We start from the raw sequence: 17,442 nt of genomic DNA, 5'->3' as shown, positions 1-17,442 counted from the left end.
GCTTGCCAAGGCTGTTTACCCCGCTCGCAGTCACTGCGCACAAACGTCGGGACAAGGGTGGACGTTCCACTACGCCCAAACAGTTGAACGAATGCAGGTCAGCCGAAAAAGCAAGCTCGGAACAGATGGACGGTGCGTTCGTTGCGCCCTGAGGAAAAGGGAGCTTAGATCAATGACAGACACACCTCGAGAGGATCGCCCTAACCGCGGGTTCGGGTTTTGGGCAGTCATGATCCTTGCAACGATCGTCGCCGTCTTCGGCATACTAATCACCGCAGGCGGCGTCTGGCTGGCCGCGCTCGGGGGATCCTGGTATTACCTTCTGGCCGGCATCGGCCTCTTGCTGACGGCGTTCTTTCTCTTCCAGCGCTCAATGCTCGCCGTCTGGATCTATCTCGTCACTTATCTCGGCACGCTGATCTGGGCATTCTGGGAAGTGGGGTTCGACGGGTGGGCACAGGTACCCCGGCTCGTCGCACCGACGGTCGTTCTCGTCCTGGTACTGCTCGCCGCGCCGGCCCTGCGCGGCCGGACCTGGCGCCGTGATACCGTTACGGGCGCTGCCGCGGCGCTTGCCCTGGCGCTCATGACCCCCTTGCTGATCGGTCATACGGACAATCCGGTGATCGCGCAGGAGACGGCGCCCGAGACAGAAGAACCTGCTCCGCCAACTGAGGAGACCGCTCCACCGACGCAGGAGCCGGCTCCGCCCGCCGAGGAGCTTCCCGCCCTGGAGCCGGCACCGGAGACCGATCCGGAGATGCCCTCCGAAGAGAACGCCGAGCCCGCAGCGACGACACCGACCGGTATACCGGCCAACGAGGACCCTCTGCCGACCATGGAGGTCGGAGAGAACTGGCCGGCCTATGGCGGTACCTACCGGGCGAACCGCTACTCTCCGCTCGGGCAGATCAATCCCGGCAATGTCGGCCAGCTCGAACGCGTCTGGGAATACCGCACCGGCGACATGCCGGGCGAGACCGATGACTACTCTCCCGAAAACACGCCGCTCAAGGTCGGCGACGACCTCTATATGTGCTCGGCCATGGGCATCGCCATCGCTGTCGACGCGGCAACCGGCCGAGAAGAATGGCGTTACGACCCGCAGGTTTCTGAAGACGCCATCCCCTATGGCGCAACGTGCCGAGGCGTTGCTTATTTCGAGGTGCCGGACGCCGCCGACAACGAACTCTGCGCCACCCGCATCCTCTGGGGCACGCTCGATGCTCGGCTGCTGGCGGTCGATGCCCGCACCGGCCAACCCTGCCCCGATTTCGGCCTCGATGGCGAAGTCTTCCTCGAGGAAGGCATCGGCGAAACCGTGCCGGGCTGGTATACGGTGACCTCGCCGCCGACGATCGTGCGCGGCGTCGCCGTCGTCGGCGCGCAGGTGAAGGATGGCCAGGCCGAGGATTCGCCCTCGGGGGTCGTGCGCGGATACGACGCCGTCACCGGCGAGCTCGCCTGGGCCTGGGACCTCGGCAATCCGGACAATCGCGACGCGCCCGCCGAGGGCGAGGTCTATACACGCGGAACACCCAATATGTGGACGATAGCAGCCGGCGACGAGGAGCTGGGTCATGTCTATCTGCCCCTCGGCAACTCGGCGGTCGACTACTACGGCAGCAACCGCAGCGAACTCGAGAACGAGTACGCCACCGCGCTGGTGGCAGTGGACGTGACCACGGGTGAAGACGTCTGGCACTTTCAGACCGTCTATCGCGATGTATGGGACTACGATCTCGGCTCACAGCCGAGCCTCGTCGACTTCCCGACCGACGACGGCACCGTTCCCGCCATCATCGTCTCGTCCAAGCAGGGTGAGATCTATGTCCTCGACAGGCGCAGCGGAGAGCCTCTGTTTCCGGTCGAGGAGCGAGAGGTGCCGACCGGCATGGGCGTCGAGCCGGACTATCTCTCGCCCGTGCAGCCGTTCTCGACCTATCACAGCCTTTTGTTCCCGGCACTAACCGAGAAGGACATGTGGGGCGCGACGCCCCTCGACCAGCTCTGGTGCCGCATCCAGTTCAAGATGGCGAACTATGAAGGCGTCTATACGCCGCCGACCACCGACGGCAGGTGGATCCAGTATCCCGGTTACAATGGCGGCCAGGACTGGGGATCGATGGCGGTCGACACTCAACGTGGCACCCTCATTGCCAACTACAACGATATGCCCAACTACAATCGCCTGGTCCCGCGTGAAGAAGCGGGCGAGGTACATGCCCTGTTCGAGCCGGAATACGACCCCGACCAGGAAGGACCGGATCCACAGCTTGGTTCACCCTATGCCATCGACGTCAACGCCGGCTGGCGCGAAGACTGGACGGGCCTCATGTGCAAGCAGCCGCCCTATGGCGGCATCCGCGCCATCGACCTCGAAACCGGCGAGACGCTCTGGGACGAACCTCTGGGCACCGCACGGGCCAACGGCCCGTTCGGCATCCCCTCGATGCTACCCATGAAGATCGGCACGCCCAACAATGGCGGCCCCGTGATCACGGCAGGCGGCCTCGTCTTCATCGCGGCGGCCACCGACAATCTCATCCGGGCCATCGATATCGAGACCGGCGAGACGGTCTGGAGCGATGAGCTGCCGGCGGGCGGGCAGACGACGCCGATCAGCTATGAGGTCGGCGGACGCCAGTTCATCGCCATCGCGCCGGGTGGGCACCACTTCATGGAGACCCCCATCGGCGACTACCTCATCGCCTGGGCCCTGCCCGAACAGGAGTGACAACAGCGGTTGCGGAGCGGTCACGCACCGCAACCGCTGAGGCTGCCGGGTGGCAGAGGCCAATGTAAGGCCACCTTCCAAAGGAGAAGTCCAATGCTCGTTAAACCTCTGATATTGGCCGCGGTACTTTCCATGGCCGCTCCCGCTACTGCCGGGCTGGCGCAAACCACATCGACCGGAGACGCGAATTCGATGGTCGCCTGCCCCAGCCAGAGCGCATTGGAACAGTCGATCAATAGCCAAGGAGCCATCTCCCCTGATGAGTGTACCACCCTTCAGGTGAACTCTCTCACAACGGAGAGCGGCAGTCTCTGCCTCATCGATTTCGGTACTGATCAGGGCTTTCTCGGCCGTCTACGCGACGCAGCCTTTCCCTCGCAGTGGTGGGTGTCCTGCGATCAGCTGACCGCTGCCATCGGGCCGTAAATCTCGAAGCGCGCCTGGGCGTTCAAGGCATCGAGTACTATGGACGGTCGCGGAATAGTCGAGTTCCGCAGCCGTTGCGTTTCAACTTGCAAGCAAACGGAGAACAAGCATCATGAAAATCACAACCGCCATCCTTGCATCTGTCTTCCTCCTCACCGGCACAGCCAACGGCCAAGAGACCGAGCTGACGGTCGCCGAGGCGACGTTCGTCGATTTGGAAGGCAATGAGATAGGCACCGTCATGCTCACCGAGACCGAGGAGGGCGTGACGATTGCCGGCACGATCGAGGGCATCGCCGAGGGCGAGCACGGCTTCCATATCCATGAGACCGGCGACTGCGACCCGGCCACGAATTTCGAGTCGGCCGGCTCCCATTTCGCGCCGCGCGGCAACGAGCATGGCTTCGACAATCCTAACGGCCCGCATGCCGGCGACATGCGGAACCAGACCGCCGGAGCCGATGGGCAGCTGGTGCTCAACGTCAACAACGACTTGGTATCGCTGAGCGAAGGCGAGGAAGGATACCTGCTCGATGAGGACGGCTCCGCCCTGGTGGTGCATTCCGGTCCCGACGACTACAGGACCGACCCCAGCGGCAATTCGGGCGACAGGATTGCCTGCGGCGTCATCGAGGCGACCGAGATCTGAACATGAACATCCCAGGGGCCGGCCGGCCCTTACCACCATTTGGAGCGCGATGCGTTTGACGGAATCAAATCGCGCTCCAACCTTTTGTTATCGCCGGATTTTTCGCGAAAACCGGTTTCAACTTTTTCGCATCCCGCTCCAGAGGCCAGCATGGGCGACCGCGATCAACAACGAGCCAAGATCGGCGCAATCCACGTCATAGTGACCGCAGCGGCGGTTATCGCACTTGGTCTGCTCGTCTGGAATCTCGCCCAGGTCCTGCTCCTCGTCTTCGGATCAATCGTCATCGCAACCGTACTGCTGACAGGGGCGGACCTCCTCGGCTTTCTTCCCCTGCCCCACCGCTGGCGGGTAGCGCTGGTGGCGGTCCTCGCCGTTCTGATCTTGGGCGGCTTCGGCTATCTGCTCGGCAACCAGACGCGGGAAGAGCTAGGCGGCCTGGCCCGCGAACTGCCTGGCATGGTCAATGAGGTTGGAGGCTATGTCGGCATTGACGGTCTGTGGCAGAGGATCCGCGACTTCGCCGAACGGCTGATGTTGCGCAGCGATGTTCCCGGCAATATCGCCGGCTTCACGACCAACACCGTCGGCGTGGTTGGCGGGCTCGTGCTGGTGCTGGTCGGAAGCGTCTATTTTGCGGTTAATCCAGACCTCTATAAGCAGGGCCTTCTCGCGCTCTGTCCACGCGACATGCGGGCCAGGATCGGCGATGCGCTCGACAGGTGCGGCAAAGCCCTGCAGCTGTGGATGCTCGGCCAGCTGCTCACCATGATTGTCGTGGGCGTGGCGACGACGGCTGGCTTGCTGCTCATCGGCGTGCCTTCAGCCATCGCCCTAGGCCTCTTGGCGGGACTGTTCGAATTCATCCCGTTTCTCGGGCCGATCCTCGCGGCCGTCCCGGCCATCGTCATCGCCGCCTCGCAGGGAGGTACCATGGTGTTCTGGGTCATCGGGCTCTACCTTCTGGTGCAGCAGATCGAGAACAACATCATCGTCCCTGTGGTCCAGCATCGCACGGTCGACCTGCCGCCGGCTCTGGGCCTCTTTTCCCTGCTGGCGCTGGGCCTGTTGTTCGGCCCGCTGGGAGTCCTGCTCGGTACGCCGCTGACAGTGGTGCTGATGGTGGCCGTACGCGAACTGTGGATCAAGGCGAACGGCGATTGATGCCCGCGCTGCGCATAAGCGGCCCTTCACCTGAGTTTATTCCGGAACATCTCCAACGCTCCTGAATTGGTTGTTTGTGTGCGCAAGCCGCGCACCCTCAATACCTTCAACATAAAACGGAGGAATAACCATGTTAATTCGGTCAGTTTCTACAGTCGTCCTTATAGCAGCATTGGCTGGAGGCCCCGCCTTTGCGCAGAACGAGCAGGAACAACAGACACAAACGCAGAATCAACAGAATAATGAACAGCAGAACCAGCAGCAGGCTGAAGCCACCACTGCCGGTTCCGGGGAGTGCTTCGAACAGCTCACAGCATTCTCTCAGCGTTTGAGAGACGAGCAGTTCTGGGTGACAGGTTGGGGTACCCCGTACACAGCGCCCGTCGCCACCGACGGCACGATGGCGACGACCCCATGGTCTGGGGTTAGGGGCGTCGAGCCGCTGCAGTCCCCGCGCACGCAGATCCGTGAGCTCTACGGCGCGGCGCAGGTGCTCGCCTATCGCGGTGAGACCGAGGGCTGCGAATACCTCGTCGGCGTCCTCAGCAACACCTACGAAGAGTACGTCGACACCCTCACCGAAGCAGGCGTCGAGCCGCAGGAGATCACGAGCTGGCGATCAGAGCAGATCGCACTCTCCGAGCCGGTCACCGAAATGCAGCAGGTCGGACGGGTGAACGTCGATGAGTTGACCGGCACCGACGTGCGTAACACCAACGACCAGAACCTCGGCAGCGTGAGCGACATCGTCATAGATCCGCAGAGCGGACAGATAGCCTATGCGATTGTCGCACGTGGCGGATTCCTGGGTGTCGGCGAGGACCACGTGGCCGTGCCTTGGGAGCGCTTCCGCGCCACGCCGGGCCTTAATACGCTGGTCCTTGACGTCACAGAGCAGGAACTGGCGCAAGCGCCAACGATCGATCCGGGCGCGTTCTCCAATCCGGGTCAGCTCGAGCAGCAGAACCAGCAGATCGATGAGTACTGGAGCAGCTGACACACCAGCAGCTTCATGGTGATGTCGGCCCGCCAAGGAGGGCCGGCATCCTCTTTGCCCCGGAACCGCAGGCATAGCTGGAGGCGTTCTGGATCGGTATCCGAGGAATGAACGCATGGACGACGCAGCAGAAAAGACCGCGCGCATAGAGGCTGCGTTCCTGCAGCGGTTCGACCAAATGGCGACGGTTGCCGAGGCTTTGGCGTTCGCACGCGACGCACACGCCCGGCAGGGGCAGAAGCGTAAGTATTCAGATATGCCCTATATCGTGCACCCTATCGCAGTTGCAGAGCTCGTCGCCTCGGTCCCGCATCGCGAAGAGATGATCAGCGCAGCGCTGCTGCATGATGTCGTCGAGGATACAGATGTCGAACTTGAAACCATTCGGGAGAAGTTCGGTGCGGAGGTCGGCGATCTCGTCGACTGGCTGACGGACGTCTCAAGGCCCGGAGACGGCAACCGGGTGAAACGAAAGCGCATCGACTACGAGCATACAGCCAAGGCGCCCGCCGCAGCCAAGACGATCAAGCTCGCCGACATCATCGACAACGCCCGCACGATCTCGGCGCACGATCCCGACTTCTGGCGCGTCTATCGGCGGGAATGCCTGGCTCTTTTGGATGTGCTTGGTGAAGGAGACAAAAGCCTCCGCCAGCGGGCGAAGGCTTCGCTTTCCGGTACCGTGACCTAGAGTCCCTCCTGTTTCGAAAAAATCAGAACGGGCTCTATGTATTGAACTGTCGCGCTTTCGAACCGCAGAAGTGGTGTCCACTTTTTTGCTGAAGGCGCTTCTAATCGTCGACCCGCTTCTTGGTATGCTCGGTCTCTTGGTGTGAGCCGCGTTTGATCGTGCGGTCGCCGCGGCTCATGTCGGGTCCGAAACCAGAGGCAGGTTTGGAATCCTGCAGCGCGTCGTCGCGGGTCTCGGCCCGTTTCAGGTCGGTCCTGATGTCGAAGTCCTTGGGCGCGTTCTTGGTGTTGACGCGCTTTTGGATGATCTTCTGATGCTGCTCGTGTGTTTTGCGGCTTTGCATGACGAAGCTCCGTTACGTCGACCGGTGGCCATCGCGCTTGCCGAGATCCCGACGAGCACGTTCGTCCTTGTCGAGCTTTTCAAAGCTTTCCAAGAGCTCGTCGGTTTCGCCCTTGGCCTCCGCCTGGGCCTGGCGCTGGTTGCGGAAATTTTCCTGGTCGCGCCCCTGAAGGCTGTTGCGGCCCTTGATGTCGGTGGCCAGGTCGAACTCGTCCTGGCGCTCGACACCGTCGTCCGGGCCCAGGGGTTTGTTGCCATGCTGGCCCTGACCGCGGGCGCCCATCTTCTTTCCAGACATCGCAGAGACTCCTTTCTGCTTCTTGTTGGCCAACGTGCCGGGCCGGCATGGGTTGCGATCTACCGAAAGATTGAAGCGTGTCCCGAGTTAGGGCGGGAACGGATTGCTCGTCCCTCTGTTTCGCCGCTGACGGGAAGGATTTGGTCCGTGTCCCGCGGATACGAAACAGCTTCGAGGAAGGTGCGATATGTCACGACAGCAGGAACAGGCAAGAAGCCGGGTAGACGAAAAGAACAAGTCCACCGAGGAGGCGAACAGGGAGCTCAAACGAAAGGCGCGCGGCGAAAACGACGACTATGGGCTCAAGCATGGCGAAGACACGGCCGAAGAGACCAAGGCGAACAAACAGATCAGCCGTCCGCAGGATGAGGAGCCCAATCCGCTAACCGACCATGCCGGCAAGCCGGGAGCGCTACGCGGAAGTCCCGATTAGTGGCTGGCGGCCGTTGCCGAGACCACTGCGGGCAGGACTTTGCTGCCGAACGTGTCAATGAACGCCTTCTGGTTGCGGCCGACGTTGTGCAGGAGGATGGCGTCAAATCCCAACTCGGCGTCGCGGATCAACCACTCAGCGTGCTGTCCCGGTTCGGCCGAAATGCGCACATGTTTGTCCATCTCCGCTGGCGTCACACCTGCCGTGTGGGCCTCGAACGCCTCCGGCGTTGCCAGGTTCTCGGCAGCCTGCGCGTCGACGGCGTTGCATCGCCACTGCTCGAAGGCGTTGGCACGTGCGGCTTCCTCCGTCTCGGCATAGGACAGATGGACCTGCAGGTAGATCGGCTTGCCGGATCCGCCGCCGCGGCGGAAGGCTGAAATGATCTCCTCGAGCTGCTCTTTGCTCCCGCCGATGGTCACCAGGCCGTCCGCCCAGCCACCGGCCCATTCGGCGGTGGCTGGGGTGAGGGCGCCGGCAACAAGCGGCAAGGGGTCGCGCGGCAGTGTATAAAGCTCCGCCTCCTCCACGGCGATGGGGCCACGGCGAGTAACGCGCTGGCCTGCCAGAAGAGCGCGGATGATCTCCGCTCCCGCGAGCAGGCGGTCGTTCCGTTCGGCCTTCTCAGGCCAGCCCCTGCCGACCATGCCCTCGTTGAGCCGCTCGCCGCTGCCGAGGGCCAGCCACTGCAGGCGCCCGGGAAACATCTCGGCGAGCGTTGCGGCAGCTTGCGCCAGTATCGCGGGGTGATAGCGCCATCCGCCCGGCACGCTGATCACGCCGAAAGGAAGGGTCGTCGCCTGCATGGCCGCGCCGAGCCATGACCAGGCAAAGCCGGAATGGCCTTGCGCACGGCACCAGGGTGCGGAGTGGTCGGAGGACATCACGCAGTCGAAGCCCGCCTCTTCTGCGGCCACCACGCAATCAATGAGTTCGCGCGGGGAGAATTGCTCATGAGAGGCGTGATAGCCCAACTTGACGGTCATTGCGGCGGCCTCACGACGATCCAGAGGTATTCATAGGGACCGAGGCGGTACTGACCGCTGTCGGCTTCGATCGGCTTTCCCGTCAGCAGATCGGTGAGGACTGCGTCCTTCGGCAAGCGCAGGTCGAGCGTCGTCGTCACCCGCCGGTCGGCAAGATTGTGCAAGAGCAGTGCAGTCTGTGTGCCGTCCTCGTAGCCGTGGGCGAAGACGCATCGCCCGCTGGCGACCAGCCTGACGACCCGGCCTTCGGCGAAGATCTTGTTCGCGCGGCGGGTGTTGATCAATCGCTTGACCCGGTTCAGCAGAGACTCCTCGTCCGCCTTCTGGGCAGCAACATTGACCTGTCGGTAGGAGAACGGTCCCGTGGTGACGGGCTTTTGCCGCAACTGCCGGGCCGGAGCGTCCGAAAAACCGGCATTGCGACCGGCATCCCACTGCATTGGCACGCGCACCGCGTCACGTCCCTCGGCGTCCAGTTCCTCGCCGAGGCCGATCTCGTCGCCATAGACGAAGAGCGGGGCGCCACGCATGGCCATGATGAGGGCAAAAGCCAGTTCAATGCGGCGCTGGTCTCCACCCAGGATGGGCGCTAACCTCCGCCGCACGCCGCGCCCGTAGACCTGCATGCGTGGGTCAGGCGCGAACGCAGCGAACACATCCTCGCGCAGGTCCTGGGGCACGCGGGAAAAGTCGAGTTCGTCGAGATTGCGCAGGAAGTTGGCCCAGCCGCAGCTCGGTGGCGGCTCCGGCTGCAGGCTGTGGGCCTGGACGATCGGATCGGCATCCTGCCGGGCGAGCGCGGCAAAGATGTAGCAGGCAAGGGAGAAATTGAAGAGCAGCCCGAGCTGATCGCCGTCACCGAAATAGTTGCGCAGCGTTTCGGCGGGCATATTGACCTCACCGATGAGCAGCCCCTGGTCGCGACGTTCGCGCACATAAAGAGCCAGTTCACGGAGCACGCCGTGCGGATCGCTGGGGTTGGCACGCTCCAGCCCGTTGTCTGAAATCATCAGGGGTGCCGCATCAATGCGGAAGCCGCTGATGCCGAACGAAAGCCAATAGTCGATGACACGTAGGATCTCCTCGCGCACCTCCTGGTTGGCCATATTGAGATCGGGCTGAAAGTCGTAAAACTTATGGAAGTAATAGGCCCTGGCGATCTCATCATAGGTCCAGACGCTCGTCTCTTCGCCCGGAAAGATCGAGTGGGTATTGGGTTCCACCGGCGGCGGATCGTGACTCCAAACGTAGTAATCCCGGTAACGCGAGTGCTCGTCGCGGCGCGCCGCGTGAAACCACGGATGCTCATTGGAGGTGTGGTTGGCCACCAGATCGATGATCACGCGGATGCCGTGTTCGCCGGCACGATGCAGGAAGAACAGGAAATCGTCGCGCGTGCCGACATGCGGATGGATGGCGTAGTAGTCACTGACGTCGTACCCATTGTCCCGCCCGGGCGAGCCGAAGAACGGCAGCAGCCAAATGCAGGTGACGCCGAGTTCGGCGATATAGGGCAGGCGTTCGGCAAGACCGATGAAATCGCCGATCCCGTCCCCGTTTCCATCGGCGAATTTCTCGATGTCGACACCGTAGATGACGGCATCGACGTACCAGGGTTGTTGGATCATCGCCTCGTACCGTCGCAGAATTGCAATCAGGAATATTGACGGTGCCAGAACGATTTACCTACGTTATCGTTCCCCGGGCCAGGACCGCCCGGGAAGCCGCCCGCGTCAGCAGGCAGCCGGCGATCATAACCTACGTTAGCGCATGAACCCGAGCGCCGGGAGGAAGTTCTCATGGGAAACCGGGAGGAGCGCGCCGATGACCATCCGCTACGAAATCGTCGAACATGATGGGGGCTATGCCTATAAGGTCGGTGACGTTTCTCGGAGACCTATCCCACCCATGACGACGCGCTCGAGGCCGCTCGACAGGCGGCCGAACGGCAACAGGTGCCAGGCAGCAGCGAGTCGATCGAATATCAGGACCCGGAGGGCGACTGGCACGCCGAGGCGGCGCGCGGCGACGACCGTCCGGACACCGAGATCGAAGACAAGGTCGCTGGCAGGCACGGGCAACAGCGCGAATAGATCAGCCCTTGCGGTTGCGCAGAACCGGTTTCAACTGATCCTCATCGCTGTCGGTGACAAAATCGCTTTCAGGCGCCGCGGGCACCGGCGCATCGCTCAGATCGTCCTTTGCGTGCTGACGGGCGTTGGCATTGCTCGACAGGCGATCGGACTCCTTGTCGTCCTCGGCGATCAGATCAGCTGCCTTTGGACTGGCAATGCCGAACGTGTCGACGAGGAAATCGACGTTTTCCTGCTTGTGTTGGCCTGCTTTGGGATCGGACTTGGAAGGCATGTCGCGGTCTCCATGGCTCGTGTACCCAATTACCGAACGCTCAGGGCCGGATGGAGTTTGCGTCACTGGCGCAGGTTAGTCGGGCAGTGATGCGGCGGGGGAACCTGCGAGCGCTTCAGGCTGTTCCTCCACGATAAAGAGGAAACAACCATGCCCGCCGCACTCGGCCTTTCGAGCACGCTTCTGACCCGCAATCTCGACGACAGCATCGATTTTTACCGCCGGCTGACCGGTTTCGACCTGGTGCGGTCCGAGCCGTGGTACGCACTGCTCGCACCTGGCCCCGAAAGCGACGCGCAGCTCGGCCTGATCGACTGGGTCAGCGAGTTCGTTCCCAAGGCCGCGAGGGGCATTCCGCAAGGCGCCTATATCGAGATCGTCGTTCCCGACGTCCAGGCCGCGCTCGCGGCGGTGGAGAGCTTCGATATCGAAGTGATCGAGGAACCGCTCGAACACTATCGCGGATCCCGAGCGGTGCTGCGCGACCTCGATGGTCACGTGATCACCATCGTGACACCTGAGGCGCGGTTTGCACTGCCGCCGGAACATCACGTCGGATAGCATCACGGCCATGAGAGAGCCTGAAAAGCCCAACGTCGACATCGAGAAGCCCGAGGAGAAGCCATCCCTCGAAGACCTGGGGCGCGGACCGGCTGAGCGCGCGGTGCTGGGCCGGGACCCACGTCTGTCCACGCTTCGCATCGTTGGGGCGATCGCCCTATTCATCCTCGTTTTCGGAACGCTGTTCTATTACCTGACCCGTTAGCCTTTTGCTCGCGCAGCCCCGGCGACCGATCAGTGGGTGGGCGAAACCAGCGAATAGCCGTATCGTTCGAGATCGTCCACCACCACCTCGGGTGACGCACCGAGCAGTGCGTCGGTGACGGATACGGTGGCGAAATAGTTCCATTCGATAGGTTGGAGGTGTTTGGGGATAGCCGCGGCAGGATCGTCCGGAAGGATCAGCAATATCGGGGCCGGGTTTTTCTTGCCGTTCGCCTTCGAGATGAACACAACGACCTGCATCACAACCCTTCTAGAGCGCGACCCGACACTATGGGATCAACCTGCGCGCTCCAGCTTCTTGTTGTCGGGATCGCTCACGAAAACCAACCTATCCGCTTTTTCGCATCCCGCTCCAGCAGAAGGAATCGACAACTGCGGCAACCGGTTCCGTGAGTTGTCAGAAAAATGCAAATAAATTCAAGGGATGGTGATCGACGGCGGCGGCTCTATGGCGTGTGGACGGGCGCCGCGCCGGCAAAGATAGACCTCGCGTTCGGGATTGGTGTCGATCACGAAACCGGCGCTACGCAGCATCGCCTCGACCGCTGCCTTGTTGGGAATGAACCAGTTGGTGGGGTCGGACGCGTACCGGTGCTCGACGAAGTAGAGCGTTGGAAATCCGGCCTGTTCAAAGAGTTGCCAGTCGGAAAACGGGTAGTCCTCGCCAACCGGGGCAACCTGCGCCTCGCCACGTTGCATGCATTGGAAGAGCATCAGGTCCTCGGCCACGTGCTCGTATATCAGGTCGAGGGCGAGGAGCGGGTGACGCAGGTGGTAGAGTACGCCCATGAAGATGACGAGGTCGAACCGCTCACCGAGCGCCGCCACGTCATACACCGATTTCTGCTGGAATTCGATGTCGAGGCCCGCGTGATCAGCGGCAAAGCGGGCCTGGCGCAGGTAGTGCGGGTCGGAGTCGATGCCAACCACCCGCCCTGCCCCGCGCCGCTTCATCTCGAGCGTATAAAAGCCTGCATTGCAGCCGATATCGAGGACGCTACGCCCTTCGAGATCCTCGGGCACGACGTGCTTGAAGCCCTCCCACTTGAAGGCGGGATAGTCGCCCAGGAAGTGGTCCGGCGCGGTCGGGATACCGCCTATCTGCATGTTGTGGAACCAGGGACCGAGCTCGGCGATGCGGCGGGCCAGCTCGTTTTCGCGCAGATGCCTGTTCATCCCGAGACTCCTTCGACGGCCTTGCCCACCGGCACCGGCGGGCGAGCAGCAACCTTTGCCGGGGCGTTCTCCTCAAGGGACTGCGCAAACCAGGCGACTGTCCTGGAGAGGCCCTCAGCAAGCGGCACCCTGGGTTCCCAGCCGAGAACGGCCTTTGCGCGTGCAATGTCGGGCCGGCGCCGTCGCGGATCGTCGACCGGCAGGGGCTCGTGGACAATGCGCGACGTGGTCGGAACCATGGCGATCACCATCTCAGCGAGCCCGGCCACGGTGAACTCGCCGGGATTGCCGAGATTGACCGGCATTTGCGGATTGGGAAGGACATTCATCAGGGCAATGAGTCCGTCCACCAGATCTGACACATAGCAGAACGAGCGGGTCTGCGTGCCGTCGCCATAGATGGTGAGCGGGGCGCCGCCCAACGCCTGGACGATGAGGTTGGAGACGATCCGCCCGTCGTCGGCGCGCATGCGCGGACCGTAGGTGTTGAAGATACGCGCCACTCGCACGTCGACGTGACCGGCCCGCAGCTTGTCGAAGCAAAGCGCCTCGGCCGCCCGCTTACCCTCGTCGTAGCAGGCGCGCGGACCGGTGCAGTTGACGTGACCCCAGTAGCTTTCGCGCTGCGGGTGTTCCTCGGGGTCACCGTAGACTTCGCTGGTCGAGGCCTGCAGGAACCGCGCTCCGTGCCGTTCGGCGAGGCGCAGCAGCTGGCCGGTGCCGGCAACGCTCGTCATCATGGTGTGAATGGGGTCCGCCTGGTAGTGCGGAGGCGAGGCCGGGCAGGCGAGGTTGTAGATCTCGTCGAGCGGACGATCAATGTGTATGGGGGCGCAGATGTCGTGCTCGACGGTCTCGAACCGCGGATGGTTCTCGAGCGGCAGGATGTTTTCGGTGCGGCCGGTGATGAAACTGTCGAGGCAGATGACGCTGTGCCCCTGCCCGATGAGCGCATCGCAGAGGTGCGACCCGACGAAACCGGCACCGCCTGCCACGAGTATTGTCTTCTGGTGATCGAATATTGCTTTCGTACGCATTTTTCTTCTCTCGCTATAGCGGCCGGGCCATCTCGCGATGGTTCGACCGAATTTCGGATCGAGACGGCAGGCCGCGCAAAGCCTCGAGCAGTTGGTCAGCACGGGCGCGGCCGGTATGAGAGCGCAGCACGCGGCGGCGGGCCTCCTCGGCGATGGCTCGATGACGCTCTGGCGTGGTTTGCGTCAGCGTTTCGCAGACGTCCTCGCCGCTGCGGGCAATGACGATCGCCTCGTTCTCGGGCAACAACTCATCGAGGCCTCGCCAGGCGTCGCTGATGATCGGCGTGCCGCAAGCGGCGGCCTCGAAGAGGCGAACGCTCGGCGACCAGCCGGCGGCGATCATGTCGGTCCGGGTGACGTTGAGGGTGAAACGCTGCCGGGCATAGAAGCGCACGTGCTCGTGCGGCGGCAGGTGCTCGATGCGCGTAACGTTTGGGGGCCAGCTTATGCCCTCGGGATATTGCGGACCGGCGACGACGAAGTGCATGTGCGGCAGGCGACGGGCAGGCTCGATCAGCAGGCGCTCGAGGGTCGGCTGGCGATCGGGGCTATAGGTGCCCAGATAGCCGAGGTCCCACACCGGCTTCTCGTCGACGGGCCGGTAGCGGTCGGCATCGACCGAGCAATAGAGCGGCAGGGCCAGGCGAGCGCCGTAGTCGACCTGCAAGCGGTCGAGCACCTCGCCGCCCGAGAACGAGAAATAGGTGTCGAAGAGCGGGATTTGCCGCAAGGCGACGTATTCTTCGTCGCCCTGGTCGAGCCTTGCCAGCGTGACGGGCGTGTCGATGTCATAAAAGCAGAGGCGACTGAGGCCGAGCGCCTCGAGAGCGTCGATCACCTCGATCCCGTCGGGGACATAGGAACCAACGATCACCGCCCCCGCCCGGCGCACGGTCTCCACGTAACGCGACAGCAGTTCATCGAGACTGCGGTAGTAGGCGAGCGTGCAGAAATCAGGATCCTCAAGATCGCGGCTGGATGCATACCAGGGCACGTCGCGCTCGAGGAACAGGACTTTCCTTCCCGCGGCGTTGAGGCCGCGCAGCAGCGAGCGATAGGTCGTAGCATGCCCGTTGCCCCAGGACGACGACAGGGTCAGGCCGATGAAGACGATGTCGAACCTGCGCGTCATTCGGCCGCCTCCATGGCGCGGCTTTCCGCCGCCTTCCTGAACACGCGGTCCGCTTCTTCGGCCCGATGCGCGTAGGTGTGCTCGCGCAGCACGCGATCAAGCGCTGCTCGGCCGATGCTTTGCGCCCGCTCCGGGGTCAGGCCGGCAAGGATGTCGGCGACATCGCCGCCGTCACGCGCAACCAGCACCTCGTCGTCGGGGGAAAGGAAGAGCTCGATGCCTTCCCATGCATCGGTGATGAGGCACGCCCCGGCGCCGGCGGCCTCGAAGACGCGGGTGGCCGGGGAAAAGCCATTGGCTGCCATGCTGGCGCGAGAGATGTTGAGGACAGCCTTGGGCGTGGCGTTGAATGCATTGTGCGCTACCGTCGGCACGTGCCCTATGTACTCCACGTTCGGCGACATTGGCTTGTCCTGCCAGCCCGAGCCGCCAAGCAGGAAGCGCTGATGACGCAGGTCCGACGCGGGCTTCAGGAAGAACTCTTCCACCCGCGCTTCGCGGTCCGGCAGGCGATTGCCGAGGAAACCAAGATCGGCGGCAAAGCGAGGATCCGCCTGCGCCGGATGGTGCGTTTCCGGGTCGAGAGCGTTGTAGATCGGCACGCATTCGGCCGCGCATATCGCCCGATACGCATCGACCACGGGCGAGCCGCCGCCATAGGTGAGGACGAGGTCGATGGCGGCAAGCGCGTGGCGCAGCGGATGGTCCGCATCCGCCTTCAGTTCGGCGAGCGTAGCCGGGGCATCGACATCCCAGAAGACCTTGAGCGCGCGCGGATTGGCAGCCTTAAGCAGCTCCTCGAGCAGCAGATCGTCTTCGAAACCGACGCCGCTGGCCTTTACGACGATGTCAGCCAACGATGCCGCAGCTGCCACCGATCGCAGACCATCGACTGTCCCGTCATAGACGACCACCCTGCACCAGTCGGGTGGATCGATGTCCCGGTTCTTCTGCCGGTCGTAGACGTCCGGCTCATAGAAGGTGATGTCGTAGCCCCTGGCGGCAAGTGCGCGCAGCATGCCGCGGTAATAGGTGGCGGCGCCGTTCCAGTATGCCGAAAGCAGGCTCGAGCCGTAGAACGCGATCTTCATTGTGCAGCCTCCCTGGCGGCAAACTGGTCGAGGACGCGCTGCGTCCCGTGGTTGGCAAGGATGGAAAGGAGTTCATCGACGCGGTGGCGACAGGTATGACGCGTCCGGATGGTTTCGAGGCCCGAAGCGACGAGCGAGGCGGCGAGATCCTTGTCGCTCAGCACGTCGCGCAGCAGCCGCGTCATCTGCGCGCTGCTCTCAGCAAAGAGAAAGTCCCGGCCCGGCCGGAAAAGGTGCTCGGCATCCTCCCAGGGCGCCGAGACCAGCGGAATGCCGCAAGCCAGCGCCTCGAAGACGCGGATCGTTGGAATCCCCGGCAGCGTTTCGACATAAGGGCGACGCGGGATGTGCACCGTCACCCGATGCTGCGCAAAGGCCTTCGGCACTTCGGCGTTGGCGATCCAGCCATCGTAGTCGAGCCCCGCCGACTTGACAGCCTCTAGCGCCTCGGGCGGGTAGCGCACGCCGCGGACCGTGCCGGTGAGGCTCAGCGTGCGCGCCGGCGCGATGAGGTAATCGTCGATCTCCCGACTGCGCTCGCCGTCACCCCAATTGCCGATCCAGATGAGATCCCGGGTGCGGACGATCTCGGGATGCGGGCGAAACAGGCGAGCGTCGGCCGCTTCGTGCCAGGTGAACACCTGCCGGCCCCAGCCGGCCGCGAGGTAGCGCTGGCGAAGCGTCTCGCCGAAGGCGAGCACGGCATCGTACCCGGAAAGGTCGAGGCGGGCGATGTCGGCTTGCGAGGAAACCGCGCGGTGGTGGGTGTCGTGGAAGAAGAGGGTGAACTGCGCACCGTCCCGGCGCATCCTGCCGATGCGGCCGATGAGCTCGGGATCGGTCCATTCGTGCACCACCACCACGTCGGCATCGGCCAGCGCCGCCTCGTGATCGAACCCGGCGTCGTAGCGCCGTGAGGCGAGCTCCGGAAAATCGCTGATGAAGCGCTCGACGGCGGCCGGGCCTACGGTCTCGATGAGATTGCGCCGGCTCCAGGCGTCCGCCGGCTCGAAGGCCGTCGCCTTGTGACCCCGCCCGACCAACTCGCGCATCACCCCGCGCAGGAAGTGGGCGTTGCCGTGGTTCCAGTCGGAGATCAGGGAGTGGGTGTAGAAGACGAAACGCATGCG

21 protein-coding genes are annotated in these 17,442 nt (G+C 63.3%); 10 read left to right on the top strand and 11 right to left on the bottom strand.

What is annotated here, in order from left to right; translation table 11 throughout:
* Positions 1–172 precede the first annotated feature (172 nt).
* From QQK18_RS12930 to QQK18_RS12905, 6 genes are all read left to right on the top strand, one after another.
* Positions 173–2,737, top strand: a complete 2,565-nt coding sequence (locus QQK18_RS12930; protein ID WP_284340750.1) for a membrane-bound PQQ-dependent dehydrogenase, glucose/quinate/shikimate family — start codon at positions 173–175, stop codon at positions 2,735–2,737.
* A 93-nt stretch (positions 2,738–2,830) separates the two neighbouring features.
* Positions 2,831–3,163: a hypothetical protein gene (locus QQK18_RS12925; protein ID WP_284340749.1), complete on the top strand. Its 333-nt coding sequence runs from the start codon at positions 2,831–2,833 to the stop codon at positions 3,161–3,163.
* Between the two features lie 112 nt (positions 3,164–3,275).
* Positions 3,276–3,812, top strand: a complete 537-nt coding sequence (locus QQK18_RS12920; protein WP_284340748.1) for a superoxide dismutase family protein — start codon at positions 3,276–3,278, stop codon at positions 3,810–3,812.
* Between the two features lie 150 nt (positions 3,813–3,962).
* Positions 3,963–4,976: an AI-2E family transporter gene (locus QQK18_RS12915; RefSeq protein ID WP_284340747.1), complete on the top strand. Its 1,014-nt coding sequence runs from the start codon at positions 3,963–3,965 to the stop codon at positions 4,974–4,976.
* Positions 4,977–5,106: 130 nt separating this feature from the next.
* Positions 5,107–5,973: a PRC-barrel domain-containing protein gene (locus QQK18_RS12910; RefSeq protein ID WP_284340746.1), complete on the top strand. Its 867-nt coding sequence runs from the start codon at positions 5,107–5,109 to the stop codon at positions 5,971–5,973.
* A gap of 115 nt (positions 5,974–6,088) precedes the next feature.
* Positions 6,089–6,664: an HD domain-containing protein gene (locus tag QQK18_RS12905; protein ID WP_284340745.1), complete on the top strand. Its 576-nt coding sequence runs from the start codon at positions 6,089–6,091 to the stop codon at positions 6,662–6,664.
* A gap of 100 nt (positions 6,665–6,764) precedes the next feature.
* On the opposite strand, the gene QQK18_RS12900 is transcribed toward QQK18_RS12905, so the two are convergent.
* The gene (locus tag QQK18_RS12900; protein ID WP_284340744.1) at positions 6,765–7,007 is read right to left on the bottom strand and encodes a hypothetical protein; all 243 of its coding nucleotides are present in this window, start codon (positions 7,005–7,007) and stop codon (positions 6,765–6,767) included.
* A gap of 12 nt (positions 7,008–7,019) precedes the next feature.
* The gene (locus QQK18_RS12895; protein WP_284340743.1) at positions 7,020–7,304 is read right to left on the bottom strand and encodes a hypothetical protein; all 285 of its coding nucleotides are present in this window, start codon (positions 7,302–7,304) and stop codon (positions 7,020–7,022) included.
* Positions 7,305–7,491: 187 nt separating this feature from the next.
* Here QQK18_RS12895 and QQK18_RS12890 point away from each other — a divergent pair, with 187 nt between their 5' ends.
* On the top strand, positions 7,492–7,737 hold the full coding sequence (locus QQK18_RS12890) for a hypothetical protein (protein ID WP_284340742.1): 246 nt from the start codon (positions 7,492–7,494) through the stop codon (positions 7,735–7,737).
* On the opposite strand, the gene QQK18_RS12885 is transcribed toward QQK18_RS12890, so the two are convergent.
* Both QQK18_RS12885 and QQK18_RS12880 read right to left on the bottom strand, forming a co-directional pair.
* Entirely contained in the window at positions 7,734–8,723 is a 990-nt protein-coding gene (locus tag QQK18_RS12885) for a TIGR03885 family FMN-dependent LLM class oxidoreductase (RefSeq protein WP_284340741.1), read from the bottom strand. The genes QQK18_RS12890 and QQK18_RS12885 overlap by 4 nt on opposite strands.
* Positions 8,720–10,351, bottom strand: coding sequence for an alpha-amylase family protein (locus QQK18_RS12880; RefSeq protein WP_284340740.1), 1,632 nt, complete (start codon positions 10,349–10,351; stop codon positions 8,720–8,722). Before QQK18_RS12880 ends, QQK18_RS12885 begins: the two co-directional genes overlap by 4 nt.
* 327 nt (positions 10,352–10,678) lie before the next feature.
* Here QQK18_RS12880 and QQK18_RS27560 point away from each other — a divergent pair, with 327 nt between their 5' ends.
* The gene (locus tag QQK18_RS27560; RefSeq protein ID WP_379994364.1) at positions 10,679–10,816 is read left to right on the top strand and encodes a hypothetical protein; all 138 of its coding nucleotides are present in this window, start codon (positions 10,679–10,681) and stop codon (positions 10,814–10,816) included.
* Between the two features lies 1 nt (position 10,817).
* Here QQK18_RS27560 and QQK18_RS12870 read toward each other — a convergent pair whose 3' ends face one another.
* Positions 10,818–11,090 carry a hypothetical protein gene (locus QQK18_RS12870; RefSeq protein WP_284340739.1) on the bottom strand — a complete coding sequence of 91 codons (273 nt, stop codon included), beginning with the start codon at positions 11,088–11,090 and terminating at the stop codon, positions 10,818–10,820.
* Positions 11,091–11,240: 150 nt separating this feature from the next.
* Here QQK18_RS12870 and QQK18_RS12865 point away from each other — a divergent pair, with 150 nt between their 5' ends.
* The gene (locus QQK18_RS12865; protein ID WP_284340738.1) at positions 11,241–11,651 is read left to right on the top strand and encodes a VOC family protein; all 411 of its coding nucleotides are present in this window, start codon (positions 11,241–11,243) and stop codon (positions 11,649–11,651) included.
* A 10-nt stretch (positions 11,652–11,661) separates the two neighbouring features.
* A complete protein-coding gene (locus QQK18_RS12860; protein ID WP_284340737.1) occupies positions 11,662–11,856 on the top strand; it encodes a hypothetical protein in 195 nt (64 codons plus the stop codon).
* A 29-nt stretch (positions 11,857–11,885) separates the two neighbouring features.
* Here QQK18_RS12860 and QQK18_RS12855 read toward each other — a convergent pair whose 3' ends face one another.
* From QQK18_RS12855 to QQK18_RS12830, 6 genes are all read right to left on the bottom strand, one after another.
* Positions 11,886–12,116, bottom strand: coding sequence for a hypothetical protein (locus QQK18_RS12855; RefSeq protein ID WP_284340736.1), 231 nt, complete (start codon positions 12,114–12,116; stop codon positions 11,886–11,888).
* Positions 12,117–12,293: 177 nt separating this feature from the next.
* The gene (locus QQK18_RS12850; RefSeq protein WP_284340735.1) at positions 12,294–13,052 is read right to left on the bottom strand and encodes a TIGR04290 family methyltransferase; all 759 of its coding nucleotides are present in this window, start codon (positions 13,050–13,052) and stop codon (positions 12,294–12,296) included.
* Entirely contained in the window at positions 13,049–14,089 is a 1,041-nt protein-coding gene (locus tag QQK18_RS12845; RefSeq protein WP_284340734.1) for a UDP-glucuronic acid decarboxylase family protein, read from the bottom strand. Before QQK18_RS12845 ends, QQK18_RS12850 begins: the two co-directional genes overlap by 4 nt.
* A 13-nt stretch (positions 14,090–14,102) precedes the next feature.
* Complete coding sequence (locus tag QQK18_RS12840; RefSeq protein ID WP_284340733.1) at positions 14,103–15,221, bottom strand: CgeB family protein; 1,119 nt, start codon at positions 15,219–15,221, stop codon at positions 14,103–14,105.
* Complete coding sequence (locus tag QQK18_RS12835; protein WP_284340732.1) at positions 15,218–16,312, bottom strand: CgeB family protein; 1,095 nt, start codon at positions 16,310–16,312, stop codon at positions 15,218–15,220. The genes QQK18_RS12840 and QQK18_RS12835 overlap by 4 nt, the downstream gene beginning before the upstream one ends.
* A complete protein-coding gene (locus QQK18_RS12830) occupies positions 16,309–17,439 on the bottom strand; it encodes a CgeB family protein (RefSeq protein ID WP_284340731.1) in 1,131 nt (376 codons plus the stop codon). Before QQK18_RS12830 ends, QQK18_RS12835 begins: the two co-directional genes overlap by 4 nt.
* Between the last annotated feature and the right edge of the window lie 3 nt (positions 17,440–17,442).

This window comes from Devosia nitrariae, from assembly GCF_030160115.1.
Classification (GTDB): domain Bacteria; phylum Pseudomonadota; class Alphaproteobacteria; order Rhizobiales; family Devosiaceae; genus Devosia; species Devosia nitrariae.
Note: the sequence above shows the minus strand (reverse complement) of the source record. Positions and strands in the feature narration are given on the sequence as shown.